Here is a 26,681-nt window from a genome sequence, read left to right on the forward strand (position 1 = left end):
GCGATGCGCCGATATGGCAAGAACCCCGACGAGGACGACATCCGCGTCCGCCCCAACCCCAAGGGCAACCGCCCCCGTACGAACATCCGCCCCAAGCACGAGGAAGCCGCCGAGGGCATGGTCCTCACGGTCGACCGGGGCCGGCTCACCTGTCTCGTCGAGGGCCGCGCCGTCACCGCGATGAAGGCCCGAGAACTGGGCCGCAAGGCCGCCGTGGTGGGCGACCAGGTCATGATCGTCGGGGATCTCTCCGGCGCCAAGGACACCCTGGCCCGCATCGTGCGCATCCAGCCGCGGACATCGGTGCTGCGCCGTACGGCCGACGACGACGACCCGTTCGAGCGGGTGGTCGTCGCCAACGCCGACCAGCTGGCGATCGTCACCGCCCTGGCCGACCCCGAACCGCGCCCGCGCATGATCGACCGCTGTCTGGTGGCCGCGTACGACGGCGGGCTGTCCCCGCTGCTCGTCCTCACCAAGTCCGACCTGGCCTCGCCGGACGAACTGCTCGCCTCGTACGGAGCGCTCGACATCCCGTACGTCGTCACCAGCCGCGAGGAGCTGGCGAAGGGTGAGGCGGCGGACCGGGTCAGGGACTTCCTGAACGACAAGGTCACCGCGTTCGTCGGCCACTCGGGCGTCGGCAAGACGACCCTGGTCAACGCGCTGGTGCCGGAGGACAGGCGGCGCAGCACCGGCCATGTCAACGCGGTCACCGGCCGGGGCAGGCACACCACGACCTCGGCCCTGGCGCTGCCCCTTCCCGACGAACGCGGCTGGGTGGTCGACACCCCGGGCGTGCGGTCGTTCGGGCTGCACCATGTGGATCCGTCGCGCGTGATCCTGGCCTTCCCGGATCTCGTACCGGGCACCGAGGAGTGCCCGCGCGGCTGCAGCCACGACGAGCCGGAGTGCGCGCTGGACGCCTGGGTGGCCGACGGGCACGCCGATCCGGCCCGGCTGGACTCGCTGCGCAGGCTGCTGGCGACGCGGGAGCGGCGCGAGGGCGACTGACCGTCCCCGTCGGCCCCCGGCCGACGGGACTCCATGCATAATCGCTCCGAGTGATGACGGAGCAGTCACCGATGTGGAGGCACTGAATGGCGTGGCTGCTGGTCGTGGTCGCGGGTGTCCTGGAGACCGGCTTCGCCGTGTGTCTCAAGCTCTCGCACGGTTTCACCAGGCTCTGGCCCACGATCGCCTTCGCCGCGTTCGCCCTCGGCAGCTTCGGCCTGCTGACGCTCTCCCTGCGGAAGTTGGACGTCGGGCCCGCCTACGCCGTCTGGACCGGCATCGGCGCGGCGGGCACCGCCATCTACGGGATGGTCTTCCTCGGGGACGTCGTCTCCACCCTCAAGCTCGTCTCGATCTCCCTGGTGATCGTGGGTGTGATCGGCCTGCAGATCTCGGGGTCGTCGCACTGACGGCAGGGCGCCCCCTGCCTCGGAGGCCGTCGGGTGACCTCAGACCACCTCACGCACCCGCGGGAAGTGACAGGCCGCCACGTGGTCGTCGCCGTGTTCCTGATCCACCGGCACCTCGCTCGCGCAGCGCGCCTGTTCCTCGGCGCCGAGGTCCGCGTACACCGGGCAGCGCCCCCGGAAGCGGCAGCCCTCGTACCGGCGGGTGGGGCTGGGCGGGTCGCCCGGCAGCAGGATCCGGGTGCGCTGCCGCTCCCGCTCGCGTACCGGATCGGGCAGCGGGACGGCGGACAACAGGGCCTGGGTGTACGGATGCCGTGGCCGCTCGAAGACCTCGTCGACCGCCCCTGCCTCGACGGTGCGCCCGAGGTAGACGACGCTCACCCGGTCCGCGATGTGGCGGACCACCGACAGGTCGTGCGAGACGAAGAGGTACGCCAGGCCCAGTTCCGCCTTGAGCCGTTGCAGCAGGTTGAGGACGCCGGCCTGGACGGAGACGTCCAGCGCGGAGACCGGTTCGTCGAGCACCAGCAGCTGCGGTCCGACCGACAGGGCGCGGGCGATGCCGATGCGCTGGCGCTGGCCGCCGGAGAACTCGTGCGGGAAGCGGGTGGCGTGCGCCGGGTCCAGGCCGACCTGTTCCAGCAGCCCCGGTATCCGGCCGCCCGCCGTCCGGCGGTCCACCCCCTGCGCGTGCAGCGGTTCGGCGATGATGTCGCCGACCGTCATCCGGGGGTCGAGGCTGGCCATCGGGTCCTGGAAGACGATCTGCACCTGCCCGCGCAGCGCCCGCCTGGCCGCCTTGCCGAGCCCGTCCAGCGACTGCCCGAAGAGTTCGATCTCACCGCCCTCGGGCCGGACCAGATTGAGCAGTTCGAAGAGGGTGGTGGACTTCCCGGACCCCGACTCGCCGACCAGGGCGAGGGTCTCGCCCCGCCTGATCCGCAGGTCGACGCCGTCGACGGCGTGCACGGACCCCACCCGGCGCTTGAAGGCGGTGCCCTTCAGCACGGGGAAGGTCTTGACGAGTCCGCGCACGTCCAACACGGTCTCGGCGGGCGGCTGTTCGGAGGCCGCCGCCGCGCCGGACGTCTGCCGGCTGCCGGACGCCTGCGCACCGTCGGACGGCTGCTCACCATCGGACGGCTGCTCACCATCGGACGCCTGCTCACCATCGGACGGCTGCTCACCGCCCGGGACCTCGGGGACCTCGGGGGCCTCGGGGACCTCGGGCACCCGCGCACCGCGGGCCGCCGGGATCGTCGGCACCGGGAACACGTCGAGCGGCCCGAGCCCCTGCGCGACGATCTCGTCGGCGCGTACACAGGCGGCCAGGTGCTCACCGTCCACGGCCCGCAGCTCCGGCTCCTCCCCCCGGCAGGCGTCCTCGGCCAGCGGGCACCGGGGCGCGAACGGGCAGCCGGGCGCGAGGCTGCCCGCACCGGGCGGCGACCCGGGGATCGGCACCAGCACCTCACCGGCGACGTCGAGCCTCGGCACCGCGCCGATCAGCCCGAGCGTGTACGGCATCCGGGGCCGGGCGAAGAGGTCCTCGGCGGACGCGGTCTCCACGATCCGGCCCGCGTACATCACGGCCACCCGGTCCGCCGCTCCGGCGATCACGCCGAGGTCGTGGCTGACCAGCACCAGCGCGGCGCCGGTCTCCCGCTGCGCGGTGCGCAGCACGTCCAGTACCTGCGCCTGGATGGTGACGTCCAGCGCGGTGGTCGGCTCGTCGGCCAGGATCACGTCCGGGTCGTTGGCCATGGCCATGGCGATCATGGCGCGCTGGCGCATGCCGCCGGAGAACTCGTGCGGGTACGACCCCGCCCGGACGTGCGGCTCGGGAATCCCGACCAGGTCCAGCAGTTCCACCGCGCGCGCCCTGGCCCGCTCGCGCGGGATGTCCTGGTGGGCGCGGACCGCCTCGGCGATCTGGTCACCGATCCGGTAGACGGGGGTGAAGGCGGAGAGCGGGTCCTGGAAGACCATGCTGATCCGGCTGCCGCGCACCTTGGACAGGGCCCGGTCGGAGGCACCGACGAGTTCGGTGCCGTCGAGCCTCACCGACCCGCGGACGACCGCGTTCCCCGGCAGCAGCCCGAGCACGGCGAGCGCGGTCGCGGACTTGCCGGAGCCCGACTCGCCCACCAGTCCGAGCACTTCACCCCGCTGGAGCGCGAAGTCCACGCCACGGACCGCGGGGGTCCCGTCGAAGTCGACCTCCAGGCCGCTCACTTCGAGTACCGAGGTCATCGCCCTGCTCCCTTGCGCTTACGGCTACGGCTGCGGCGCGAGGTCGGGTCCAGCGCGTCGCGCAGCCCGTCGCCCACAAGATTCACTGCGAGTACGAAGACGATCAGGAGCCCCGCGGCGAAGAAGAACATCCACGGATAGGTCACGGCCGCCCCGGTCGTCGAGGCGATGAGCGTGCCGAGCGAGACGTCGGGCGACTGGACGCCGAACCCGAAGTACGACAGCGCGGTCTCGCTCATCACCGCCCCGCCCACCGCGATCGTCGCGTCGATGATCAGGAAGGAGGCGATGTTGGGCACCACATGGCGCCAGATGATCCGGAACGGGCCGACCCCCATGTACTGGGCGGCACGCACGAATTCGCGCTCCTTCAGCGACAGGGTCATCGATCTGACCACCCGGGCGGTGATCATCCAGCCGAAGACGGCGAGCAGGCCGACGAACGCGAACCAGCCGCCGTCCCGGAGCCGTGGCGAGATGATCGCGATGATCAGGAAGGACGGGAAGACGAGCAGGAGATCGACGAAGAACATCAGCACCCGGTCGGTCCACCCGCCGAAGTACCCGGCGCAGGCGCCGACCAGGGAGGCGAGCACGGTGGAGAACAGCGCGACCAGCAGGCCGATCAGCAGGGACTTCTGGAGTCCGCGGATGGTCTGGGCGAAGACGTCCTGCCCGATGCGGTTGGTGCCCCACCAGTGCCGGGCGCTCGGCGCGTCCCGCAGTGCGGTGTAGTCGATGTGGCTGTAGTCCCAGCGGCTGATCAGCGGGCCCGCGAACGCGAGCAGGAAGAGCAGGAGCAGGACGACGGCTCCGGTGAGCGCGCCCGGATTGCGTACGAAGCGGCGCATCACCACCCCGGCGCGTCCTGCGGGGCGTATCGGTTCCGCACCCTGGCCGGCCGCGTCGGCGGCGGCGGTCTCTACGACGGCAGTCATGGTGTCCGTACTCCTCAGGCGTTCCGGATACGCGGGTCGAGCGCGGCGTGCAGGACATCCGCGAGGAAGCCGGACAGCAGGACCATCACGGCGGCGAACACATTGACGGCGACGACGGAGTTGACGTCGTTCTTGCCGATGGAGGAGACGAACCACTCGCCCATGCCGTGCCAGCCGAAGATCGTCTCGGTGAAGGTGGCGCCGGTGAAGAGGGCCAGGAATCCGTAACTGAAGTACGTCGACATGGGGATGAGCGCGGTCCGCAGCCCGTGTTTGAGGAGCGCGGTGCGCCGGGTGAGTCCCTTGGCCTGCGCGGTGCGCAGGTAGTCCGAGCCGAGCACGTCGAGCATGGTGGAGCGCTGGTAGCGGCTGTAACTGGCGATGGTGCCCAGCGCGATGGAGATGGTCGGCAGCAACAGGTGCACCGAGCGGTCCTTCAGCACGGCCAGGAATCCGGAGTCGACCCCGGGGCTCCGCTCACCGGTGAACTTGATGACGTCGGTGCCGGTCTTCTGGTTGAACCAGATCGCGCCGATCTTGAGCAGCACGGCGAGCAGGAACACCGGTGTGGACAGCAGCACGAAGGAGATCAGCGTCGTTACCCGGTCGGAGAACCGGTACTGGCGCACGGCGGTCCAGGCACCGGCGAGAACGCCGACGACCGTGCCGAGGACGGTCCCCAGGAGCAGCAGCCGCAGACTGACCCCGATCCGGCGGCCGAACTCCGCGCCCACGGAGGTCCCGTCGATGGTCTGCCCGAGATCGCCGCGCACGGCGTGCCCGGCCCATCGGGCGAAGCGGCCGACGAGCGACTGGTGGTCGTTGACACCGAGCGCGGTGAGGTGGTGGTCGACGGCGCTGGGCGAGAGGGGCGGTTGCCTGCCCGCGTAGTACGCACGCGGATCGAGCGCGAGCGAGGCCAGCAGGTAGGACAGGCAGATGGCGACAAGCAACAGGACGGCGTAGTAGCCGAGTCGCTTGGCCAGGAAGGCGGCCACGGGTGTTGGTTCCTCCGCTTGAGATCACTTGGGATCACTTGAGATCAAAGCCGCGACATCTTTTATCGCTTCGTTGATGGTTTGAGTCGTCTCATAGATCCAGTTTGACCACTATGTGTTGCGTGCATGCAAAGAATGGATTACAGGATCACCGGAGCCCTCCCGTTGTGCAAGGAGATGGACTTACGGTCTCGTGAGCCTGTGGCCTCGATCAGGCCGCCTTGAACCGGAGGAAGAAACCCGATGCGCAGAACCACCGTTGTCGCCATCGCCGCAGCACTGTCGGCCACCCTGGCGGTGGCGGGCTGCAGTTCCTCCGACGGCGACGGCAAGGCGGCGAAGAAACAGGCCGCTCCGCAGGTGGACGGCCAGAGCATGAACACGCACCCGCTGAGCGATCTGAAGCAGGGCGGATCACTGCGGTTCGGGATCGACCAGTGGATCGCGCAGTACAACATCAACCAGGTCGACGGCCAGCAGAGTGACGGCGCGGACCTCGACGCGGCGATCCTGCCCGACCTGTTCGACCTGGACGCCAAGGGGGTCGGCCACCCCAACCCGAACTTCGTGGTCTCGGCGAAGGTCACGTCCACCAGCCCCCAGGTGGTGACCTACGAGCTGAACCCGAAGGCCAAGTGGTCCGACGGGAAGCCGCTGAGCTGGAAGGACTTCCAGGCCCAGTGGAAGGCGCTGAACGGCACCGACAAGGCGTACGAGGCGGCCGACACCACGGGGTACAACCAGATATCCAAGGTCGAGCAGGGCGCCGACACACATGGCGTGAAGATCACCTTCAGTACGCCCTACGCCGACTGGCAGCGCCTCTTCGACCCGCTGTACCCGGCCGCGTACATCGACACCCCGAAGAAGTTCAACACGGGCTGGATACAGAAGGCCCCGGTCACCAGCGCCGCTTTCAAGGTCGGCACCTACGACAAGACCGGACAGACCATCACCCTGGTGCCTGACCCCAACTGGTGGGGAAACAAGCCCAAGCTCGCCTCGATCGTCTATCGCGTCCTCGACCAGAGCGCGCGGACGGAGTCCTACCTCAACAAGGAGGTGGACGATGCCCCCGCGCTGCTGCCCGAGGACTACAAGCGGCTGGCCAAGGACCCGGACACCGACATCCGGCGCGGGGCGCGCTGGGACGAGGTGCACATCACGCTCAACGGCGGCCGCGGCCCGCTGACGGACGTCAAGGTGCGCAACGCCCTCCAGGCGGCGACCGACCGCAAGGGCATCAACGCGAGCTTCGCCAAGGACCTCTCCTTCGAACTGAAGCCGCTGGACAACCACTTCTACATGCCCAATCAGCAGGGCTACCAGGACAACAGCAGCGAGTTCGACAGGTTCGACCCCGAGAAGGCGAAGAAGCTGCTGGACGAGGCGGGCTGGAAGAGCGCAGGCGAGGGCAAGCCGCGTACCAAGGACGGCAAGAAGCTCACCCTCGACTACGTCCTGAGCGCGGGCGGCAACTCGTCGGCGACGGACCAGGCCGAACTGGTGCAGCAGATGTACGCCGCAGTAGGCGTCCGGGTCGAGATCAAGAAGGTCCCGGCCAACGACTACTTCACCAAGTTCGTGGACACCGGCAACTTCGACCTCGTCAGCTTCCGCAATGTCGACGAGGTCTACACGAGCAGGATCTACCCGGTCTTCCAGCAGCCGAAGGGTAAGAACCTCTTCCAGAACTTCGGCTCGGTCGGCTCACCGAAGATCGACGAACTGATGCTGAAGGCCGGCCAGGCCACCGACCACGCTGAAGCGATCAAGCTCTACAACGAGGCCGACGTGGAGATCTGGAAGCTCGGCCACTCCATCGAGCTCTACCAGCGCCCGCAGATCATCGCGGTCCGCAAGGGCCTCGCCAACTACGGTGCACCGGGCCTCGCGGACATCGACTACAGCAAGGTCGGCTGGCTCAAGTAACTCAAGGAAGCAGTCCTCACCCGGCCCGTCCCACCGCCTCGCGCACCAGGTGACCGACCTTCCGGTCGCCCGGTGCGACGACGTGGGAGAGCGCGAGACGTACCGCCACCTCGCAGCGGTACCTGAGGTCCACGGCCTCCTCCCCCTCGTCGGCCCGCCCCCGTGACAGCGCGAGAGCCGCCCGGTGCAGGACCGCGGCGATCAGCTCGCCGGGGGCGGGCGGTCCCGCGTCGGCGCGGCGCTGGGCCGGGAGGCGGGACCGGCCGGGTGCCGGGTCCGGGGCGGGCAGACGGCCGGTCCAGCAGCCCGTCAGCAACGCCCGTACCAGCGGACGGGAACGGGCCGCCGACACCGTCCACTCGGCGACCAGGACCAGCGGTTCACCGCCGACGGACGCTCCCGGCGCGGCGAGCACCCGGTCGACGCCCTGGAGGTACCGGTCCGCCTCGCGCCGGACGAGGGCGCGGGCGAGGCCTTCCTTGGAGCCGAACTCGTTGTAGAGCGTCTGCCGGGAGACCCCGGCGGCGGACGCCACGTCGGTCATGCGCACGGCGGACCAGGGGCGGCCGTCGGCGGTGGACACCGCGGAGAGGGCGGAGTCGAGCAGGGATTCGCGCGCTGCAGGCATCGTTGCCTCCTGGGCGGAAGGGCTCTGCGCTCAGAGTTGACGGACGCCGTGGCACTGTCAATACCCCGCGCGGGCAAGCCCCTGTGGCCCGATCGGAGCCCGGTCGATACTGTGACGACCATGCCCGACTACCACGATGATCTGCGCCTTGCCCACGTCCTGGCAGATGCTGCCGACGCGGCGACGATGGCCCGTTTCAAGGCCCTCGACCTGAAGGTCGAGACGAAGCCGGACATGACGCCGGTCAGCGAGGCCGACAAGGGCGCCGAGGAGCTGATCCGCGGACAGCTCCAGCGGGCCAGGCCGCGCGACGCGATCCTCGGCGAGGAGTACGGCCTCTCGGGCACCGGCCCCCGGCGCTGGGTCGTCGACCCGATCGACGGGACCAAGAACTACGTCCGCGGTGTCCCGGTCTGGGCGACCCTCATCTCGCTGACGGTGGCGGGCGAGGACGGTCACGAACCGGTGGTCGGCGTGGTCTCCGCACCCGCGCTGGGCCGCCGCTGGTGGGCGGCGAAGGGCGCGGGCGCGTACAGCGGTCGGAGCCTCACCTCGGCCACCCGGCTGCATGTCTCCAAGGTCTCCAAGATCGCGGACTCCTCCTTCGCCTATGCCTCGTTGGCCGGCTGGGAGGCGCAGGGACGGCTCGACGGGTTCCTCGACCTGACCCGCGACTGCTGGCGTACCCGTGGGTACGGCGACTTCTGGCCGTACATGATGGTCGCCGAGGGGTCGGTGGACATCTGCGCCGAACCCGAGCTGTCCCTCTGGGACATGGCGGCGAACGCCATCATCGTCCAGGAGGCGGGCGGCGAGTTCACCAGTCTGGACGGGGTGCGCGGGGTGGAGGGCGGCAACGCCGCGGCGTCCAACGGACTGCTGCACCAGGACATGCTGGGATACCTCAACCAGCGCTACTGACCGGGCTGTCGGGGCACGGGGGGCGTCTGTCACATCTACGCGCGCCTCCCGGACTCGCCCCCTCCACCCCCTTGCCGCGCTCCTGAGCTGATGCCACTCTGAGAGCTCCCCCACTTGTGAACTTGTGAATTCCCGTGCAAGCTGGATTCACCGAGGAGGTGGCACCCTCCATGTTCGTCCGAGACGCCATGAGCACGGTCGTGCTCACGATCGGCCCCGCCCACACACTCCGCCAGTCCGCAGGACTGATGTCCGCGCGCCGCGTCGGCGCGGCCGTGGTCTTCGACCCCGACACCTGCGGGCTCGGCATTCTCACCGAGCGCGACATCCTCGACGCCGTCGGCAGAGGCCTGGACCCCGACCGGGAGACCGCGGGCGCCCACACCACCACCGACGTGGTCTTCGCCGCACCCACCTGGACCCTGGAGGAAGCGGCGCGGGCGATGTCGAACGGCGGCTTCCGGCATCTGATCGTGCTCGACGACGTGGGCCCGGTCGGGGTGGTGTCGGTGCGCGACATCATCCGCTGCTGGGCCCCGGGCCGGAGCGAAGCGGCTGCGCTGGTCTGACGTACGGCCAAGGGCCCCGTACGCAGCAGTACAGCTGTGTACGGAGCCCTCGGCGCGCAGGCATGGGCAGTCGGATCAGGCGGCGCACAGTGCCTGGACCGCGACGGTCAGGCGCGCAGTGCCTGGACCGCGGCCTCCAGCCGCTTGCCGAAGTCGCCGTCGGCCTGGCGGAAGTTGTTCACCGCACGCTCGGCGATGTCGTCGCGCGAGACCTGCGCGATGAACCCGGCGAGGTTCTCGACGAGCCGCCCCTTCTCGTCCTCCGACATCTGGCGGTACAGGTTGCCCGCCTGGACGAAGTCGCTGTCCTCGGCGTGGCTCGGGGCGGCGTGGTTGCCCGTTTCGCCGCTCACCTGCGCCGAGCGCCAGAGCGGCTGCTCGGTCTGGAAGGGTCCGCCGAAGCTGTTCGGCTCGTAGTTCTTGGCACCCTTGTGACGGCCGTCGTACAGCCCGCCGTCCCGGTAGTTGGTGTTCGCCTCGACGGCGTGCGGACGGTTCACCGGCAGGTGGTCGCCGTTGATGCCGACGCGGTAGCGGTGGGCGTCGCCGTACGCGAAGAGACGGCCCTGGAGCATCTTGTCCGGCGAGGGACCGATGCCCGGTACGAAGCTGGCCGGCGAGAAGGCGGACTGCTCGACCTCGGCGAAGATGTTCTCCGGGTTGCGGTTGAGCTCCAGCTTGCCGATCTCGATCGGCGGGTAGTCCGCGTGCGGCCAGACCTTGGTCAGGTCGAACGGGTTGAAGCGGTACGTCGCCGCGTCGGCCGCGGGCATGATCTGGACCTGCACGGTCCAGGACGGGAAGTCACCGCGCTCGATCGACTCACGCAGGTCGCGCTGGTGGCTGTCCGGGTCCTCACCGGCGAGCTTGGCCGCCTCGGCCGAGGTCAGGTTCTTGATCCCCTGGTCGGTCTTGAAGTGGTACTTGACCCAGAAGACCTCGCCGTCCGCGTTGTTCCACTGGAACGTGTGCGAGCCGTAGCCGTTCATGTGGCGGAGCGTCGCCGGGATGCCGCGGTCACCGAAGAGCCAGGTCACCTGGTGGGTCGACTCGGGGCTGAGGCCCCAGAAGTCCCACACGTTGTCGGCTTCCTGCGAGCCGGTGTACGGGTCGCGCTTCTGGGTGTGGATGAAGTCGGGGAACTTGATGGCGTCCTTGATGAAGAAGACGGGCGTGTTGTTCCCGACGAGGTCGTAGTTCCCCTCCTCCGTGTAGAACTTCAGCGCGAACCCGCGGGGGTCACGCACCGCGTCCGCCGAGCCGAGGTTGCCCGCGACGGTGGAGAAGCGCAGGAAGGTCTCGGTCTCCTTGCCGACCTCGGAGAGGAACTTCGCGCGGGTCCACTGCGAGACGTCGCGGGTCAGCGTGAAGGTGCCGTACGCCCCGGCGCCGCGGGCGTGCACGATGCGCTCCGGGATGCGCTCCCGGTTGAAGTGGGCGAGCTTCTCCAGCAGGTACTGGTCCTGCACCAGAACCGGACCGCCGGCGCCCGCGGTCTCGCTGTTCTGGTTGTCCGCCACCGGAGCACCGGTCTCCGTGGTGAGTGGTCCTTGCGTCACGAGCGCCTCCTGCGTCATTACTGCGGTCCTGTCCCTTGGCCTTTGCCGTTCCCGATCCTACGATGGACTTTGTCTAAGTCAAGCAATCGTCCAAATTCACATCCGTTCGGGACTTGACCCCTACCCTGTTAGGCTGGATCTCATGAGTGACCTGTTGGAACGCCTGCGCGACCGCGGCTGGCGGATGACCGCCCAGCGTCGCGTCGTGGCCGAGGTCCTCGACGGGGACCACGTTCATCTGACCGCCGACGAGGTGCACGCGCGCGCCGTGGCGAAGCTGCCGGAGATCTCCCGGGCGACGGTGTACAACACCCTGGGCGAGATGGTCGTCCTGGGTGAAGTGATCGAGGTCTCGACGGACCGCCGCGCCAAGCGGTACGACCCGAACGCGCACCGCCCCCACCAGCACCTGGTCTGCGCGCAGTGCGGTTCGATCCGCGACGTCCACCCGGCGGGCAACCCGCTGTCGGACCTCCCGGACACCGAGCGCTTCGGCTTCACGATCTCCGACGTGGAAGTGACGTACCGGGGCATCTGCCCGGCCTGCGCCACCGCCTGATCCACCCCACGCCTCCGGCCCCCGGGCCGCCGCACCCCGATCCCGGGTCCGTGCGGCGACCGGGGGCTTCTCGCTGCCCCGTACCGACGGCCGGTACCGGGCGGCGGCTGCGGCACCGGCCGCGGCACCACCTGCGGCACCGGCTGCGGCACCGGCCGCCAACGGTCAGGGCCGCCACCCCCGCCCCCGCCCCCGCCCCCGCCCCCGCCCCCGCCCCCGTCACACCTCTTCCAGAATCTGACGGACCGTCATATCCTCTGCGGCGATCACCCGTCCACCATCCTCCGCAAGGAGACCCCGTGGGAGACCCGCACCCGCCCCCACCGCCGCACCCTTCCGCCCCCAAACTCCACGCCGCATCCGTCACCCGTACGTTCGGCCGCGGCCGAACCGCCCTGAACGCCCTCGGCCCGGTCGATCTGGACATCGCCCCCGGCGAGTTCACCTGCATCGTCGGCCCGTCGGGCTGCGGAAAGTCGACCCTGCTGCGGATCGCCGCAGGTCTGCTGCGCCCCAGCACGGGCGAACTGTCCATCCGCACCGCATCCACCCGCCCGGCCGCGATGATCTTCCAGGACTACGGCATCTACGACTGGAAGGACGTCCTGGCCAACGTCCGGTTCGGCCTCGACATCCAGCGCATACCGCGCAAGGAGGCGGACCGCCGCGCCCGCGACTGGCTGGCCCGGATGGGTCTCGCCGACTTCGCCGACGCCTACCCGGGGGCCCTCTCCGGCGGTATGCGCCAGCGTGTCGCCATCGCCCGCGCGCTTGCCGTGGAGCCCGAGATCCTGCTGATGGACGAGCCGTTCGCGGCGCTCGACGCCCAGCTGCGCACCATCCTCCAGGACGAACTGCTCGACCTCACCCAGACCACCCGCACCACCACCCTCTTCATCACCCACAGCCTCGAAGAGGCGATCGTGCTGGGCGACCGCGTCCTGGTGATGTCGGCGCGACCCGGCCGGATCATCGCCGAACGCCGTCCGCCGTTCCCCCGGCCACGCACCGGCGACCTGCGCTCGACGCCCGAATTCAGCGCGCTGAAGGCCGAGTTGTGGGAGCTTCTGCGCGGCGAGGTCAGCAGAGAGGCGGTTCCGGCATGAGTACGGCGGTCAAGGTGCCCGAGGAGAGCGTACTGGTCAGGAGGCCGGGCCCGCAGGAACTCCACCCCGTACGCACCCACCGCAGGCGGCGCACCCTGGAACTGACGCTCGCCGTCGCCGTACCGGTCGTCCTGGTCCTGCTGTGGCAGCTGGCCGCCACGCAGTCCTGGATCGACGACCGCGTCTACCCCGCGCCGTCCACGATCCTCTCCGACGGCTGGGACCGCGCGGCCCGGGGCGAGCTGTGGCCCGATGTGTGGGCCACGCTCAAGCGGGTGCTCGGCGGGTACGCGATCGGTACGGTCGCGGGCTATGTCCTGGGCCTGCTGATGGGGTCGCTCGCCCTGGTACGCGCGGCACTTGAGCCCCTGCTCGACGCGCTGTACGTGGTGCCGAAGCTCGCGCTGCTGCCGGTCTTCCTCAATATGTTCGGGCTGGGCGAGGGCCCGCAGATCGCCCTGGTCGCGGCCACCGTCTTCTTCTTCGTCTGGATCTCGACGATGGCGGCGGTCCTCGCCGTCCCGGCCGGACACCGCGACGCCGGGCAGGTGTTCGGCGCCTCGCCGTGGCAGATGTTCCGGCACGTCCTGCTGCCCGCCTCGCTCCCCGCGGTGCTCGTCGGCGCGCGGATCGCGGCGGGGGTGGCCGTCCTCGTCATCGTCGCTTCCGAACAGATCGCCGCGTCGAACGGCCTGGGGCATCTGATCTTCGACTCCCGTGCGCTCTTCCAGAACGACGTGATGTTCGTCGGCATCGTCTGTGTGGCCGTCCTCGGGGTCCTCTTCTCCGAACTGGTGCGGATCGCCGGGCGGTTGCTCACCCCCTGGGCCCCGCGCGACCGGGGCCGCAGCCAGTCCTGACACGGGCCGCCACCGGACCCGGCCGACTCTCTTTTTCCGTACGTACGGAGGCTCCATGCGTATCAGCACCCTGGGCACGACCCTGTTCGTGGCCGGTTCCCTGCTCGTCTCCGCGGGCTGCGCCAAGCACGACGACCCCGGCCCGGCCACGGCCGCGAAACCCCGCACGATCACGGCGGTCGCGGGGTGCGCGAAGGGCTGGACCGACCCGGCCGACCTGGTACCGGACCGCGCCCCGGCCCGGTGCGACAAGGGCGCCCCGGCGCCCCGGCCGCTCGCCAGGAAGCGCAAGCTGGTCCTCGCCACCGGCACCCTGGCCGCCGAATACGTCGCCCCGCTCGAAGTCGCCGTGCAGAAGGGCGAGTTCAAGAAGGAGGGGCTGGACGTCCAGCTGAAGGTGCTGCCGACACCCGACGCGCTCCCGTTGCTGGCCAAGGGAGACATCGACGCCCAGTGGGCGGCGCCCGAGGCGGCCGTGATGAACGGCATCAACGGCGGCTTCGACATCAAATGGGTGGCCGGCAACTTCTCCCCCGACCCCGCCTCGAAGAGCGGCCTCTGGGCGCGGCTCAAGGACGGTGAGACCCCCGCTTCGGTCTCGATGAAGGGCCGGAAGATGGGCACGATGATCGGCAAGGGCTCGGTCGTCACCTACGCGATGGAGAAGGCCCTCGAACAGCACGGCGGCGGCCTGAACTCGATCAGCTTCCAGCAGCTGGGCTCGGCGGACGTCCTCACCGCGCTGCAGAACGGCGGGGTGGACTCGGCCTGGCTGCTCGACCCGGTGTGGCGCAAGGTGGACGGGGACGCGAAGTACGCGTTCCTCGGCGGACAGCCGCTCGGCGAGCCGCTCGGCGGTGTGCTCTTCGGCCCGAACCTGCTGACCAAGGACCCGGATGCGGGCGTCGCGTTCCTGCGCGCGTACATCCGGACCGTGAACACCTACTTCGTAGGCGACTACAAGGCCGACAAGGGGTTCACCGCCTCGCTCGCGAAGCTGCTGAAGACCGACGAGTCGGTCCTGACCGCGACCCCGTCGCTGCGGATGGACTGGGAGATCCGCAAGGGGACGACGGACCGGCTGCAGAAGGCCTACCGCGAGGCGGGGGTCTCGAACGGTGCCGTGCTGCCGGAGGACAAGGTGGTGAACCGCTCGCTGTACGCGGAGGCGGTGGGCCACACGCCCTGAGCCCGTTGAATGACGGAAGGCCCGGAGAATGACGGAAGGCCCGGAGAATGACGGAAGGCCCGGACTCTTTCGAGTCCGGGCCTTCGTCTTCAGTAGCGGGGACAGGATTTGAACCTGCGACCTCTGGGTTATGAGCCCAGCGAGCTACCGAGCTGCTCCACCCCGCGCCGTTGTGTTCGTAACTGTACGTGGGGGGCGCCGCCCGGCGCAAATCCATTGCCGGGCGGCACCCCCGTACCGGACGGTGGGCCCCGTACCGGACAGGTCCTACGCGCTCAGTTCCTGCCGGAGCGCCTCGCACAGCCGCGCGGCCCGCTCGGCGACCTCGGCGGGGCCCAGTTCGACGGCCTGCGCGCACCACTTCTGTCCCTCGGCCAGCTCGCCGCGGCGGATGGCGAGCAGCGCCAGGCGCAGCGCGGCCCGGCCGTGCCCGGCGTTCGCCGCCCTGGCCCACCAGAGACCGGCCTCCCGCTCGTTGCCCTCGCGGGCCAGCAGCAGGCCGAGGTTGAAGGCGCCGTTGCGGCTGCCCGCCTCGGCGGCCTCGCGGTACCAGCGCGCGGCCCCCTCGACGTCGTTGCGCGAGGCGGCGAGCATGCCGACCCGTACCTGGGCACGGCGGTGTCCCTGCTCGGCGGCGCGCTCGTACCACTCCTCGCACTCGCTCTTCTCCGACACCGGCTCGCCGAGCACGGGCGGTCCGGGCGGCGGCATCCTGGCGTCCAGGAGGGCGCCGAGCCGGAAGGCCGCCTCGGTGCTGCCGCCACCGGCCGCGCAGCGCAGATGACGCTCCGCGGTGTGCTCCTCACCGTCCCTGAGCAGAGCTATGCCGACCTGGAGGGCCGCCTCGGTGTGGCCCGCCGCCGCTGCCCGCTCGTACCAGACGAAGGCCTCCCGGTCGTCGTCACGGCCCGCGTACAGGATGCCGAGGTTGAACGCGGCGTCCACGCTGCCCGCCTCGGCGGCCTTGGAGAACCAGGGCTCGGCGCCGGCCGGGTCCCCGTTCTGGAGCAGCAGGACGGCGAGCGCGTTCGCGGCTTCGCGGTGCCCGGCGTAGGCCGCGCGGCGGTACCACTGCTCGGCCTGGGCCGTCCGCTCCTGGGCGGCGCAGAGGAGCGCCAGGTTGTACGCGCCGTTGACGTCGCCCGCGTCCATGGCGGCGCGGTACCAGCGCTCGGCGGACTGCTGCTCACCACGGGCCGCGTGCAGCGCGCCCAGGGCGTTGGCGGCGTTCCCGTCGCCCTCCTGGGCGGCGCGCAGCCACCACACGGCGGCGCTCTCCTCGTCGCCCGCGTCCCGCAGCAGGAAGCCGAGGGCGCAGGCCGCGCGGGCCTCGCCGTCCTTCGCGGACGTCAGGTACCAGCGGCCGGCCTCCTTGAGGTCGCCGCGGTTCTCCAGGATCACGCCGAGGTGCAGGGCGGCGCGCCGGTGGCCGCGGGCCGCTGCCTGCCGGTACCACTGCTCGGCCTCGGCCGCCGGGGCCTTGCCCGTGGCGGCCCGGTCCAGCGCACGCGCCAGCCGGTAGGCCGCCTCGCGGTGGCCCCGCTCGGCGGCAGCGCGCAGCCAGCGCTCCGCGCCGACGTCGCTGCGGTGCTCCAGCAGGTCGGCGAGGGCGTAGGCGCCCAGCGCGTGGCCGGTCTCCGCGGACTGGCGCAGCCAGTACTCGGCGGCCGGCTCGTCGCCGCGCTCGCGGTAGTGGCGGCCCAGCGCGTGGGCGGCGGCGGCGGAACCCGCGACGGCGGCGATCCGCCACCAGCCGGCCGCCTCGTCCGCGTATCCCCGCTGGTGGAGCAGCACGCCCAGATTGTTGGCCGCCGCCCGGTCGCCCTCCGCGGTGGCCGCGCGCAGCCACCGCTCGGCGGCGTCGAGATCCCCGCGGCGCAGCAGCAGCGCGCCCAGGACGCTCATCGATGCGACTTCGCCGCTCTCGGCGCCGCGCCGGTGCCGCGCCTCGGTCTCGGCGTCGGCCGTCTCCTCCGCGTCGACGGCGTCTCCGCCGTACTCGGCGTGCGTATGCACAAACCGCCCTGTCTCCAACAGAGTTGCCCTGTCCCCCATAAACACCATCGTCCCACCACCCGCAAGCCGGGTACACCTGGTATATCGCAGCCCACTAGGTCACTACAGCGTTTTGTCGACATGCCCACAGACAGGTAAGTGAAACATGAACCAGCCCCAACTTCCGGTAGGAGGCGGCTTCTTCACAGGAGTCGCACGCAGGAGTCGCACCGGCGGACACATGACGAAGGCCCGGATCTCTTCCGAGATCCGGGCCTTCACCTTCAGTAGCGGGGACAGGATTTGAACCTGCGACCTCTGGGTTATGAGCCCAGCGAGCTACCGAGCTGCTCCACCCCGCGCCGTTGTGTTCGTAACCGTACCACGGTGCGGGGTGCGGCATTTCCAGCCCGCGATCCCGCCTGATCAGGGCTTTTCAGCCCTGATCAGGCTTGCGATCAACTGCTCTTGCCACCCGGCTTCGCGGTGGCCCCGGCATCGGCGGCCCGCTGGATGGCGTCCTGCAGGTCCTTCTGCGCCTTGCCGTACGCCGCCCAGTCCTGCGGCTTCTTGTTCAACGCGGCCTGACCCTCGTCGTACGCCTTCTGCGCGTCCGCGATGGCCTTCTTCACCGTGTCGTTCCCGGTCGCCGGCGGCTTGGTGGTGTTGCCGGTCGGCGGCGGTTCGGTCTGCTGACCGTCCACGCCGAAGACCTTGTTCAGCGCCAGGCCGAGATTGTTCTCGAACGCCGTGGTGTCGCCGTCCGAGGAATCGGCGTCCGCGTACGAGACGGCCACCTTCTTCAGCAGCGGATAGTGCGAGTTGCGGCCCTGCGCGTACACCGGTTCCACGTACAGGAACCCGCCGTCGAGCGGGACCGTGAGCAGGTTGCCGTACTCGATGTCCGAGTCGGCGCCCTTCATGTCCCGGACGAAGTTGGCCACGTCCGACAGGCTGTTGAGCTTGTTCTGCACCTGTTCGGGACCGGGCACCTCGGACGTCACTCTGAGGAGTCTTATCGTGCCGTAGTCCGGGCTGGCCGCGTCCGCGTCCACCGCCATGAACCCGCCGAGGTTGGGACGTCCGCTCGGTGTGAACGTGGTAGTGAGGGAGAACTGCTGGTCCGTGCCCTTCTGGCCCGGCATCTTCAGCGACAGGTAGTAGGGCGGAACAGCCCTGTTGTCCCTGGTGGTCGGGTCGTTCGGCACCTGCCAGGCGTCACTGCCGCTGTAGAACTGCTTGGGGTCCTCCACGTGGTAGAGGGAGAGCAGCTCGCGCTGGACCTTGAACATGTCCTGCGGGTAACGCAGGTGCGCCGTCAGATCCTTGGGAATGGCCGACTTCGGTTGCACCGTGTGGGGGAATGCCTTCTCCCAGGTCTTGAGGACCGGGTCCTTGGTGTCCCACTCGTACAGCTTGACCTCGCCGGTGTACGCGTCGACGGTGGCCTTCACCGAGTTCCGGATGTAGTTGACCCGGTTCTGCTGGGCGACCACCGCGCGCTGGTTGCTGGTCAGCGAGTCGGCCGTGCTGTCCCCCAGCGTCGTACGCGAGGCGTACGGGTAGCCGTTGGACGTGGTGTAGGCGTCGACGATCCACTGGATCTTTCCGTCGACGACCGCCGGGTAGGAGTCGCCGTCGATGGTCAGCCAGGGGGCGACCGCCTCCACGCGCTGCTTCGGGGTGCGGTTGTAGAGGATCTTCGAACCCTCGCCGATGGCCCCCGAGTAGAGGATCTGCGGCTCGCTGAAGGCCACCGCGTACGCGGCACGGTTCAGCGGGTTGGAGATGTCCACCCCGCTCTTGCCCTGGTAACTGGTGGTCTTCTCACCGTTGTTCTCGTAGTCGAGTTCCTTCTGCGGACCTCCGACGATCGAGTACTGGGTGGTCTTCTCGCCGTAGTAGATCCGCTGCTGGTAGTCGCCGAACGTGCCGCTGGTCGGCAGACCAGACTCGGTGAAGACCGGAGCACCGTTGGTGTCGGTGGCCGTGCCCTTGGCCGCGATCGCGCCGTAGCCGTGGGTGTACGTGAAGTGGTCGTTGATCCAGTTGTGCTTCTGGATGCCCGCGATGTTCAGCTCGCGCAGGCCGATCACCGTGTCCTGGCCGTTGTAGCGGTCCACGTTGAGCGTGGCGGGGAAGCCGTAGTACTTCCGCTTCTGCTCCAGCTGCTGGAACGTGGGCGACACCACATTCGGGTCGATCAGCCGATAGCTGGCCGCCGAGTCGGCGTCGTCCCGCTGCTTGGCCGTGTCCTTGGTCCTGCTCTTGCCCGAGTAGTCGTCGACGTCCGTGCCGGCGATGTTGTACGCCTTGCGCGTGGCTTCGATGTTCTTGTGGATGTACGGCGCTTCCTTGGCCTGCTCGTTCGGCTCGACCGTGAACTTCTGCACGATCGCCGGGTAGAGCCCGCCGATGAGGATCGCCGAGAGCACCATCAGACCGAACCCGATCACCGGCAGCTGCCAGGTACGGCGCCAGAGCGTCGCGAAGAACAGCAGGGCGCAGATGACCGCGATGCAGAACAGGATCGTTTTAGCCGGGAGATAGGCGTTGGCGTCGACGTAGCGCAGGCCCGTCCAGTTGCCCGTGGCCTTGAAGTCGCTGGACTTCACCGCGAGTCCGTACCGGTCCAGCCAGTACGCCACGGCCTTGAGCGCCACGAACAGGCCGAGCAGCACCGACAGATGACCGGTGGCCGCCCCGGTGGCGCGTGCCCCGGGGCTGGTGACCCGCAGCCCGCCGTACAGGTAGTGCACCAGCGCCGCCGCGATCAGCGAGAGGACCACGGCCGCGAAGCCGAAGCCCAGCAGGAAGCGGTACCAGGGCAGATCGAACGCGTAGAAGGACACATCCAGATGGAACTGCGGGTCCTTCTGCCCGAACGGCACGCCGTTCACGTACATCAGCCAGGTACGCCACTGCCCGGAGGAGGAGGCACCCGCGATCAGGCCGACGATCGCCGTGATCCCGAGCAGCAGCCACTTCTTGTACGGCGCGATACCCATCCGGTAACGATCGAGGTTCTGCTGCTCCAGCGACATCGCACTCAGCGGCGGCCGGAGCCGGTACGCCAGCCAGATGTTGACCCCGACGGCAGCCGCCATGAGCACACCGAAGACGAGGAAGAGCCCGATCTTCGTCCACAGGGTGGTGGTGAAAACGGATGAGTAATGGACGGAGCGGTACCAGAGCAAGTCGGTCCAGAACCCTGCGAACATGAGGAACGCCATGGCCAGCACGGCCAGGACGCCCAGTGTCATCAGCAGGGTCCGGGCGCGGCGGGACGGCCGTCCCACTCTGATCCGTGGCCCGGTCGGGCCTCCACCGCGGTCCGGCATCTGGAAAGCCAACGTGCGCACCTCAAAAATTGCGGTCGTGTGGAACAGGCCCCGCGATCGTAGAGCCCACACATGCAACTTACGGACGCTTTACCCAGTTCCCGTTACCGGGGTCGAAGAGGGCAGGATATTGGTCATGCCCAACCTCTCTTCGCCCTCAGGGCCCCCGATGGCCGCCAGTCCGCTCACCGTGGCGGTGCTCGAAATCGACGAGTACGCGTCCGGCCTCGGCTGGGACCAGCCCGCCCGCCTCTTCGCACTCGTGGACACCGCGAAGCTCCGTACCCAGGAGCCCGGCCTCGCCGCCCAGCTCGGCCTGGACAGCGCCGAGCCCACCGCTTCGCTGACCCCCGTGGAGCAGGACGAGATCCCGTCCACCACTCCGCTCGACGAGTTCCTCGCCACGATCGCCTGGCCCGACGCGGTGGCGGGCTGCGCGATGACGGTCGAGCGGCTGATGCTGCCGCCGTCCGCCGAGGCGTCCGTGCCGGAGGGGATGTCCGAGTCGCAGCTGACGGACTGGGTCGCCGGGCACCCGGACCGTCAGGAGGTACGGATGACGGTGGCGGTGCTGCGGGACGGCACCCGTGAGTCGGCGCTGCGGCTGCGCGCGAAGGACTCGCCCAACGAGGTACTCACCGGGTCCGAGCTGGTTCCGGGCCTCGCCGACGCGCTCTCGGTGACCTTCGAGGCGTAGGGCCTCCCGCGCGCCGCCCGGCTGCCCGGTTCGTCCAGGGACGCCCGGTAACGTCCTACTTGGCCGAGCAGCTGGGCAGTGCGGCGGTGTCGCCCGTGCGGATCTCGTCCAGCGACTTCTTCGCGTCCTGGATGGTCTTCACCCGCACCAGGGTGAGACCGGCCGGGGTGTCGGCGGCTGCGGCCGAGCAGTTCTCGGTGGGCGTCAGGAAGTACCGCGCGCCCGCGTTCCGCGCGCCGATGAGCTTCATGTCGACGCCGCCGATCGGGCCGACCACGCCCTTGTCGTCGATCGTGCCGGTGCCCGCGACGAACTTGCCGCCGGTCAGGTCGCCCGGTGTCAGCTTGTCCACGAGGCCGAGGGAGAACATCAGCCCCGCGCTCGGACCACCCACGTCGGCGAGCTTGATGTCGATCTTGAAGGGGAACGTGTGGTCGGTAGCGGCTGTGATGCCCACGATCGCCCGGTCCTCGTCCGGAGCCGGTGCCTTCGTCGTGGTGATCGTGACGTTCTCGGTCTGCTGCGGCTCGGTGTGCGCCTTCTCCGCCGCTGCCGCCGCCTTGACCGGGACGACGGTGAAGACGACGCGCCGGCCGGGCTTGTGCTTGGTGACCAGCTTCGACACGTCGCCGGGTTCCTTGACCGCCGTACCGTCCACGCTCCTGATGACGTCTCCCGCGTGCAGCTTCCCCTCGGCGGGGCTGCCCTTGACGACTGTGGAGACGACGGTGCGGGACTTGACCGGGATGCCGAGCTCGGTGAGGGCCGCGACCTTGGCGCTCTCCTGGGACTGGCTGAATTCCTCGGCGTTCTGCTGGGTGGACTGCTGCTCCGTCGTGCCGCTCGGATAGAGGGTGTCGTGCGGGACGACCACGCTGTCGTGCGCGAGCCAGCCGTAGACCGCCTCGACCAGGTTCATGTGGTAGTCCGCGGTCGTGACCCGGACCGTCACCATGTTGAGGTGACCGCTGGCCGGGTAGGTCTGGTGACCGGAGATCTGGAGCACCGGCTCGCCGCTCTCCTTGCCGAGCGTGTTCACCGTCGGCCCGGGACTCATCTCCGCGTACGGCACGGAGAGGAACACTCCGCCGCAGAGCAGCGCGATCAGCACCAGCGTGGAGGTGAGCAGCGTCAGAGTGCGGCGTGGCATGGAACGACAGTACGGGACGGGTCCTTCGGTCCACCCCTGGGGCCGGGCCGTACGGGGCGCCGCGGCCCTCGCGGTTCCGTACCGCTGCTCGACGCCTGCTCGACGCGCACTCGACACGTACCGCTCGCGCCCCGCGGTCAGAGAACGTCGGATCCGGCCCCGGCCCTGTCCATGGCCTCACGGTCCATCGCCTCGCGGAAACGCGTGTACCCGGCCAGCTCGGCGCCGTCACCGGACCTGCGCTGCCGGCCGGCCCATCTGCTCCACAGAGCAGCTCCGACCGCGGCGAAGAGTGGTATCAACAACCAGGCGAGTGCGCCCATCCCGACCTCCCGACCCCCGTGAGCAGTCGCGAACCGACTGATCAGCAGATTAGCCACCTGCGGATCCCACGCTCGCGCCAGGGTCACGGTTACGCAAATCGGGCATCGGGTCGAGCGACACGCCGTACGCGGGGCAGCGCGTCAGCGCCTTCGGCCGTCAGACGCCGACCCACTCCTGCGTGCCGTCCGAGAACGTCTGGTGTTTCCATATCGGCACCTCGTGCTTGAGGTCGTCGATGAGCTTGCGGCAGGCGTCGAACGCCTCGCCGCGGTGCGGGCAGGAGACCGCGACGACGACGGCGAGATCACCCACGGCTAGATCACCCACCCGGTGGACGGCGGCCAGCGCCCGCACCGGGAAGTCCGCGACGACCTTCTCCGCGATCCGGCGCATCTCGGCCTCGGCCGAGGGGTGGCACGAGTAGCCGAGCGCGTCGACGTCGGTGCCGCCGTCGTGGTTGCGCACCGTGCCGACGAACAGCGCGGTGCCGCCCGCGGCGTCGTCACCGACCGCCCGGAAGACCTCGTCGATGCTCAGCGGGGTGTCGCGGACCGCCAGCAGCCGGATCGGGTCCTGTGCCGCGTACTCGCCCGGGTGGTCGTGGATGGGTGCCATGGCGCCCATGGTGCCGTACCCGGCCGACAGCGCGGAATAGCGCTTTCGCCCGGTACGCGCGGGTGCGGCTTGGAGCGTCCTACAGGGCGCCCGCCGCGAAGTCCCGGCCACCGGCGGTGGCCGACCCGGCCCGGCCCGGCCTCCGTGCGGTCCCGTCAGATGCGTCCGCGCCTGGCCTTGCGGGCGCGCCGCACCAGCGCGGCGGTGCCGAGCAGCGCGACCGTGGCACCGGCGGCGCCCGCGGCCGTGGCGTCCTTGCGGCCGAGCCGACGGCCGGCGACGGTGTGCCGGCCGGCGACCTCTTCGAGCAGTCCGGCGAGGACTTCCTCGTTGGTCCATCGGGGTCGCCAGCCCGCGTCGTGGAGCCTGCCGACGCTGACCACCCAGGGGTGCATCGTGTACGCCAGGTCCCCGGCCGGTGAGGGGGTGAGCCCGATGCGGTGCAGCCGTGCGGCGGCTCCGAGAGCGACCGCGGACGGCAGCTCCATCCGGCGGATGCCGCTGAGTTCCTCGACCTCGCCCTGTTCCAGCCAGCCGTCGCAGCCGACCGCGAACTCCCCGTCGACCTTTTCGAGCGCCGCGTACTCCAGCGCGCTGACCAGGTCGTCCACGTGGCAGAACTGCCAGGTGGGACGGGTTCCCGCGACCACGAGCAGCCGAGGCGACTCGAAGTAACGGGTGAGCGCGGTGTCCGTGCCGCCCACCAGGACCGCGGGCCTGACCACGGTGACGTTCAGCCCCGGGTGCGCGCGCGGCGCACGGCGGCCCAGCCGCTCGATCTCCAGGAGGTCACCGACGCCGGTGGCTTCCGCGGTGGCCCGCAGCTCGGCGTCCTCGGAGAGCGGAATGTCGTTGTCGGGCAGTGCGCCGTAGACCATCGCTGACGTGCACAGGACGACCCGGTGGACCCCGGCGGCGGCTGCCGCCGTGAGGACGGTCTGGGTTCCGCGCACGTTGTACGCCGTACGGGCCGCGGCGTCGGTCTCCAGATCGAGGTCGAGTGCCAGATGCACCACGACGTCTGCGCCGCGCAGCTTCTCGGCGATCGCCGGGTCGCGCACGTCCAGGACGTGCCAGTGTGCCTCGGGCACGTCACCGCGCCGCTCGTCCATGGCCACGACCCGCTTGACCTCGTCGGACTCGGCCAGGCGCCGGGTGAGCAGGGCCCCGATGCCGGAAGCGGCCCCGGTGACCGCGACGACGGGTCCTCGGGTGGACTTGGTTGAGAGGTTTCGCGCTGCGCGAACCTGCGGATCTGGGGAACTCACCAGGCGTCTCCAGCGGTTGTCTTCAGTACGTACACGAACTGACACGTACGGACCAGGTGGCGTCCATCCTGCCGCAGCCCAGGCGTGAGGAAAGCACTGAGCCCTCATCCGGACCGGGTGTCTGTGGAGAGCCGCCCGGTCGGACCCGGCCTGACCGGGCGGCCACCCCCTACCCTGGGTGGTGTTGTCGGGCAATCGCTGTCGGCCTCTCGGTCGACGGCCCTACGAGCCGAGGAAACCCGTGAGTGACACTCCATTCGGATTCGGCCTTCCGCCGGAGGAGCCGGAGGACGGCGACGAGGGCAAGAGCAAGGACAGCCGTGGCGGCGGGAACTCCCCGCAGAACCCCCTCGGGTTCGGCCCCGGTACCGGCGGCGACAACCCGTTCGCGGCGATGTTCGGTTCGATGAACCCGAACGACCTGGGCGCGGCCTTCCAGCAGCTCGGCCAGATGCTGAGCTACGAGGGGGGTCCCGTGAACTGGGACATGGCCAAGGACCTCGCACGTCAGACGGTCGCCCAGGGCACCGCGGACGGCACCAAGGACAGCAGCGTGGGCCCGGCCGAGCGGTCCGCGGTCGAGGAGGCGCTGCGTCTCGCCGACATCTGGCTGGACGGCGCGACGTCGCTGCCCTCCGGTGCGGGCACCGCGGTCGCCTGGAGCCGCGCCGAGTGGGTCGAGGCGACCCTGCCGGTGTGGAAGGAACTCGTCGACCCGGTCGCGGAGCGCGTCGGAGCCGCGATGGGCGGCGTACTGCCCGAGGAGATGCAGGCCATGGCCGGCCCGCTTCTCGGCATGATGCGGTCCATGGGCGGAGCCATGTTCGGCCAGCAGATCGGGCAGGCCGTCGGCGTACTGGCGGGCGAGGTCGTCGGTTCGACCGACATCGGACTCCCGCTCGGACCGGCGGGCAAGGCCGCGCTGCTTCCGCTGAACATCGAGGCCTTCGGCAAGGACCTGGGCGTCGACAAGAACGAGGTACGGCTGTACCTGGCCCTGCGTGAGGCCGCCCACCAGCGGCTCTTCGCCCATGTGCCGTGGCTGCGCTCGCACCTGTTCGGCGCGGTCGAGGGGTACGCCCGCGGGATCAAGGTCGACACCTCGAAGCTGGAGGACGTCGTCGGCCAGCTCGACCCGTCGCACCCCGAGCAGCTGCAGGAAGCACTCCAGCAGGGCATGTTCCAGCCGGAGGACACCCCGGAGCAGAAGGCCGCGCTGGCCCGGCTGGAGACCGCGCTCGCCCTCGTCGAGGGCTGGGTGGACGCGGTGGTCCACGAGGCCGCGAAGTCCCGTCTGACCTCGGCCGAGCGGCTGCGCGAGACACTGCGCCGGCGCCGGGCCTCCGGCGGTCCCGCCGAGCAGACCTTCGCCACGCTGATCGGCCTGGAGCTGCGTCCGCGGCGGCTGCGCGACGCCTCGCGGCTGTGGGCCTCGCTCACGGACGCCCGTGGTGTCGACGGACGCGACGCGCTCTGGGAGCACCCGGACATGCTGCCGAACGCGTCCGACCTGGACGACCCGGACGGTTTCGTCCACCACGAGCACCTGGACTTCTCCGAGCTGGACAAGATGCTCGGCGAGGCGGCGGGCGGCGGAAAGCCCGACCTCACCAAGGGCGGCGCGAGCGACAGCCCCCGGGCGGCCGACTCCCCCGACAGCGGCTCCCCGTCCCCGGACAGTGGCTCCCCGGACGACAGCGCCAAGGGCGGATCCGGCGACGAAGAGGGCGACACCGACAAGTGAGCCTGTACGACGACGCGGTCCTCGTACTGAAGAACTACGAGGACCAGGAAGAGCTGCGGCAGCGGTATCTGGACCACCTGGCGGCTCACCCCGACGGCATGTGGAAGGCCTGCGGGGCCGGGCACGTCACGGCGAGCGCCCTGGTGGTGGATCCGCAGCGCGGGCGCGTGCTGCTCACCCTGCACAAGAAGCTGCGGATGTGGCTCCAGATGGGCGGGCACTGCGAGCCGGGTGATGCGACGCTCGCGGCGGCGGCGCTGCGCGAGGCGACGGAGGAATCCGGCATCGAGGCGCTGACGCTGCTGCCCGGCGGTCCCCTCCGGCTGGACCGGCACAGCATTCCGGCCCCCTGCAACTGGCATCTCGACGTGCAGTACGCGGCGCTGGCACCGCCCGGCGCGGTGGAACTGATCAGCGACGAGTCACTGGACCTGCGCTGGTTCGACTACGACGAGGTGGCTTCGGTGGCCGACACATCGGTCCGGCAGCTGATGAGCGCCGCACGCGCGGCACTCTGACGACCGTCCGCCGCCGCGGGGAGCGGGTATGCGGCGGTAGGCGGTGAGGGGCAGGTCTCCCAGGAGACCTGCCCCTCACCGCTGTCCCTTACC

23 protein-coding genes and 2 tRNA genes are annotated in these 26,681 nt (G+C 70.0%); 12 read left to right on the forward strand and 13 right to left on the reverse strand.

Going from position 1 to position 26,681, the window contains the following annotated elements; all coding sequences use genetic code 11:
- Positions 1-3 precede the first annotated feature (3 nt).
- On the forward strand, positions 4-1,014 hold the full coding sequence (gene rsgA / locus NBY69_RS02780) for a ribosome small subunit-dependent GTPase A (protein WP_250297965.1): 1,011 nt from the start codon (positions 4-6) through the stop codon (positions 1,012-1,014).
- Between the two features lie 86 nt (positions 1,015-1,100).
- Positions 1,101-1,424, forward strand: a complete 324-nt coding sequence (locus NBY69_RS02785; RefSeq protein WP_250297966.1) for a multidrug efflux SMR transporter — start codon at positions 1,101-1,103, stop codon at positions 1,422-1,424.
- A 39-nt stretch (positions 1,425-1,463) separates the two neighbouring features.
- Here the strand turns inward: NBY69_RS02785 and NBY69_RS02790 are convergent, their stop codons facing one another.
- From NBY69_RS02790 to NBY69_RS02800, 3 genes are read right to left on the reverse strand one after another with little or no spacing between them, the layout of a single operon-like run.
- On the reverse strand, positions 1,464-3,677 hold the full coding sequence (locus NBY69_RS02790) for a dipeptide ABC transporter ATP-binding protein (RefSeq protein WP_250297967.1): 2,214 nt from the start codon (positions 3,675-3,677) through the stop codon (positions 1,464-1,466).
- A complete protein-coding gene (locus NBY69_RS02795; RefSeq protein ID WP_374211193.1) occupies positions 3,674-4,615 on the reverse strand; it encodes an ABC transporter permease in 942 nt (313 codons plus the stop codon). Before NBY69_RS02795 ends, NBY69_RS02790 begins: the two co-directional genes overlap by 4 nt.
- A 14-nt stretch (positions 4,616-4,629) precedes the next feature.
- Positions 4,630-5,613 carry an ABC transporter permease gene (locus NBY69_RS02800; RefSeq protein WP_250297968.1) on the reverse strand — a complete coding sequence of 328 codons (984 nt, stop codon included), beginning with the start codon at positions 5,611-5,613 and terminating at the stop codon, positions 4,630-4,632.
- 243 nt (positions 5,614-5,856) lie between these two features.
- On the opposite strand from NBY69_RS02800, the gene NBY69_RS02805 reads away from it, so the two are divergent.
- Positions 5,857-7,545 carry an ABC transporter family substrate-binding protein gene (locus NBY69_RS02805; RefSeq protein WP_250297969.1) on the forward strand — a complete coding sequence of 563 codons (1,689 nt, stop codon included), beginning with the start codon at positions 5,857-5,859 and terminating at the stop codon, positions 7,543-7,545.
- A 16-nt stretch (positions 7,546-7,561) separates the two neighbouring features.
- Here the strand turns inward: NBY69_RS02805 and NBY69_RS02810 are convergent, their stop codons facing one another.
- Positions 7,562-8,173 carry a TetR/AcrR family transcriptional regulator gene (locus NBY69_RS02810; protein ID WP_250297970.1) on the reverse strand — a complete coding sequence of 204 codons (612 nt, stop codon included), beginning with the start codon at positions 8,171-8,173 and terminating at the stop codon, positions 7,562-7,564.
- Between the two features lie 120 nt (positions 8,174-8,293).
- Here NBY69_RS02810 and hisN point away from each other — a divergent pair, with 120 nt between their 5' ends.
- Positions 8,294-9,094, forward strand: a complete 801-nt coding sequence (gene hisN, locus NBY69_RS02815; RefSeq protein WP_250297971.1) for a histidinol-phosphatase — start codon at positions 8,294-8,296, stop codon at positions 9,092-9,094.
- A 170-nt stretch (positions 9,095-9,264) separates the two neighbouring features.
- On the forward strand, positions 9,265-9,663 hold the full coding sequence (locus NBY69_RS02820; protein WP_250297972.1) for a cyclic nucleotide-binding/CBS domain-containing protein: 399 nt from the start codon (positions 9,265-9,267) through the stop codon (positions 9,661-9,663).
- A 107-nt stretch (positions 9,664-9,770) separates the two neighbouring features.
- Here NBY69_RS02820 and NBY69_RS02825 read toward each other — a convergent pair whose 3' ends face one another.
- Positions 9,771-11,240 (reverse strand): catalase, encoded by a 1,470-nt coding sequence (locus tag NBY69_RS02825; RefSeq protein ID WP_250297973.1) that lies wholly within the window; start codon positions 11,238-11,240, stop codon positions 9,771-9,773.
- Positions 11,241-11,364: 124 nt separating this feature from the next.
- On the opposite strand from NBY69_RS02825, the gene NBY69_RS02830 reads away from it, so the two are divergent.
- The 4 genes from NBY69_RS02830 (at position 11,365) to NBY69_RS02845 (ending at position 14,936) form a co-directional block, all read left to right on the forward strand.
- Positions 11,365-11,781, forward strand: a complete 417-nt coding sequence (locus tag NBY69_RS02830) for a Fur family transcriptional regulator (RefSeq protein WP_250297974.1) — start codon at positions 11,365-11,367, stop codon at positions 11,779-11,781.
- 299 nt (positions 11,782-12,080) lie between these two features.
- A complete protein-coding gene (locus NBY69_RS02835; protein ID WP_250297975.1) occupies positions 12,081-12,887 on the forward strand; it encodes an ABC transporter ATP-binding protein in 807 nt (268 codons plus the stop codon).
- The gene (locus NBY69_RS02840) at positions 12,884-13,747 is read left to right on the forward strand and encodes an ABC transporter permease (RefSeq protein ID WP_250297976.1); all 864 of its coding nucleotides are present in this window, start codon (positions 12,884-12,886) and stop codon (positions 13,745-13,747) included. Before NBY69_RS02835 ends, NBY69_RS02840 begins: the two co-directional genes overlap by 4 nt.
- A gap of 55 nt (positions 13,748-13,802) precedes the next feature.
- Complete coding sequence (locus NBY69_RS02845) at positions 13,803-14,936, forward strand: ABC transporter substrate-binding protein (protein ID WP_250297977.1); 1,134 nt, start codon at positions 13,803-13,805, stop codon at positions 14,934-14,936.
- 93 nt (positions 14,937-15,029) lie between these two features.
- Here the strand turns inward: NBY69_RS02845 and NBY69_RS02850 are convergent.
- The 4 genes from NBY69_RS02850 to NBY69_RS02865 form a co-directional block, all read right to left on the reverse strand.
- Positions 15,030-15,103: transfer RNA gene (locus tag NBY69_RS02850), tRNA-Met, on the reverse strand.
- Positions 15,104-15,203: 100 nt separating this feature from the next.
- Positions 15,204-17,000: a tetratricopeptide repeat protein gene (locus NBY69_RS02855; protein ID WP_250297978.1), complete on the reverse strand. Its 1,797-nt coding sequence runs from the start codon at positions 16,998-17,000 to the stop codon at positions 15,204-15,206.
- A gap of 219 nt (positions 17,001-17,219) precedes the next feature.
- Positions 17,220-17,293, reverse strand: a tRNA-Met gene (locus NBY69_RS02860).
- Positions 17,294-17,389: 96 nt separating this feature from the next.
- Positions 17,390-20,272, reverse strand: coding sequence for a UPF0182 family protein (locus NBY69_RS02865; protein WP_250298034.1), 2,883 nt, complete (start codon positions 20,270-20,272; stop codon positions 17,390-17,392).
- A 136-nt stretch (positions 20,273-20,408) separates the two neighbouring features.
- Here NBY69_RS02865 and NBY69_RS02870 point away from each other — a divergent pair, with 136 nt between their 5' ends.
- The gene (locus NBY69_RS02870) at positions 20,409-20,969 is read left to right on the forward strand and encodes a PPA1309 family protein (protein ID WP_250297979.1); all 561 of its coding nucleotides are present in this window, start codon (positions 20,409-20,411) and stop codon (positions 20,967-20,969) included.
- A 55-nt stretch (positions 20,970-21,024) separates the two neighbouring features.
- On the opposite strand, the gene NBY69_RS02875 is transcribed toward NBY69_RS02870, so the two are convergent.
- The 4 genes from NBY69_RS02875 to NBY69_RS02890 all read right to left on the reverse strand — a co-directional run bounded on the left by NBY69_RS02875 (position 21,025) and on the right by NBY69_RS02890 (position 24,326).
- Positions 21,025-22,119 carry a PDZ domain-containing protein gene (locus NBY69_RS02875; protein WP_250297980.1) on the reverse strand — a complete coding sequence of 365 codons (1,095 nt, stop codon included), beginning with the start codon at positions 22,117-22,119 and terminating at the stop codon, positions 21,025-21,027.
- A 137-nt stretch (positions 22,120-22,256) separates the two neighbouring features.
- Complete coding sequence (locus NBY69_RS02880; RefSeq protein ID WP_308409461.1) at positions 22,257-22,442, reverse strand: hypothetical protein; 186 nt, start codon at positions 22,440-22,442, stop codon at positions 22,257-22,259.
- Positions 22,443-22,599: 157 nt separating this feature from the next.
- Positions 22,600-23,058: a molybdenum cofactor biosynthesis protein MoaE gene (locus tag NBY69_RS02885; RefSeq protein WP_250297982.1), complete on the reverse strand. Its 459-nt coding sequence runs from the start codon at positions 23,056-23,058 to the stop codon at positions 22,600-22,602.
- A gap of 155 nt (positions 23,059-23,213) precedes the next feature.
- Positions 23,214-24,326: an SDR family oxidoreductase gene (locus NBY69_RS02890; protein WP_250297983.1), complete on the reverse strand. Its 1,113-nt coding sequence runs from the start codon at positions 24,324-24,326 to the stop codon at positions 23,214-23,216.
- 241 nt (positions 24,327-24,567) lie between these two features.
- On the opposite strand from NBY69_RS02890, the gene NBY69_RS02895 reads away from it, so the two are divergent.
- The gene (locus tag NBY69_RS02895; RefSeq protein ID WP_250297984.1) at positions 24,568-26,070 is read left to right on the forward strand and encodes a zinc-dependent metalloprotease; all 1,503 of its coding nucleotides are present in this window, start codon (positions 24,568-24,570) and stop codon (positions 26,068-26,070) included.
- The gene (locus tag NBY69_RS02900; RefSeq protein WP_250297985.1) at positions 26,067-26,588 is read left to right on the forward strand and encodes an NUDIX hydrolase; all 522 of its coding nucleotides are present in this window, start codon (positions 26,067-26,069) and stop codon (positions 26,586-26,588) included. The genes NBY69_RS02895 and NBY69_RS02900 overlap by 4 nt, the downstream gene beginning before the upstream one ends.
- Positions 26,589-26,681 lie beyond the last annotated feature (93 nt).

It is taken from the genome of Streptomyces sp. A 4/2 (assembly GCF_940670765.1).
Classification (GTDB): Bacteria; Actinomycetota; Actinomycetes; order Streptomycetales; family Streptomycetaceae; genus Streptomyces.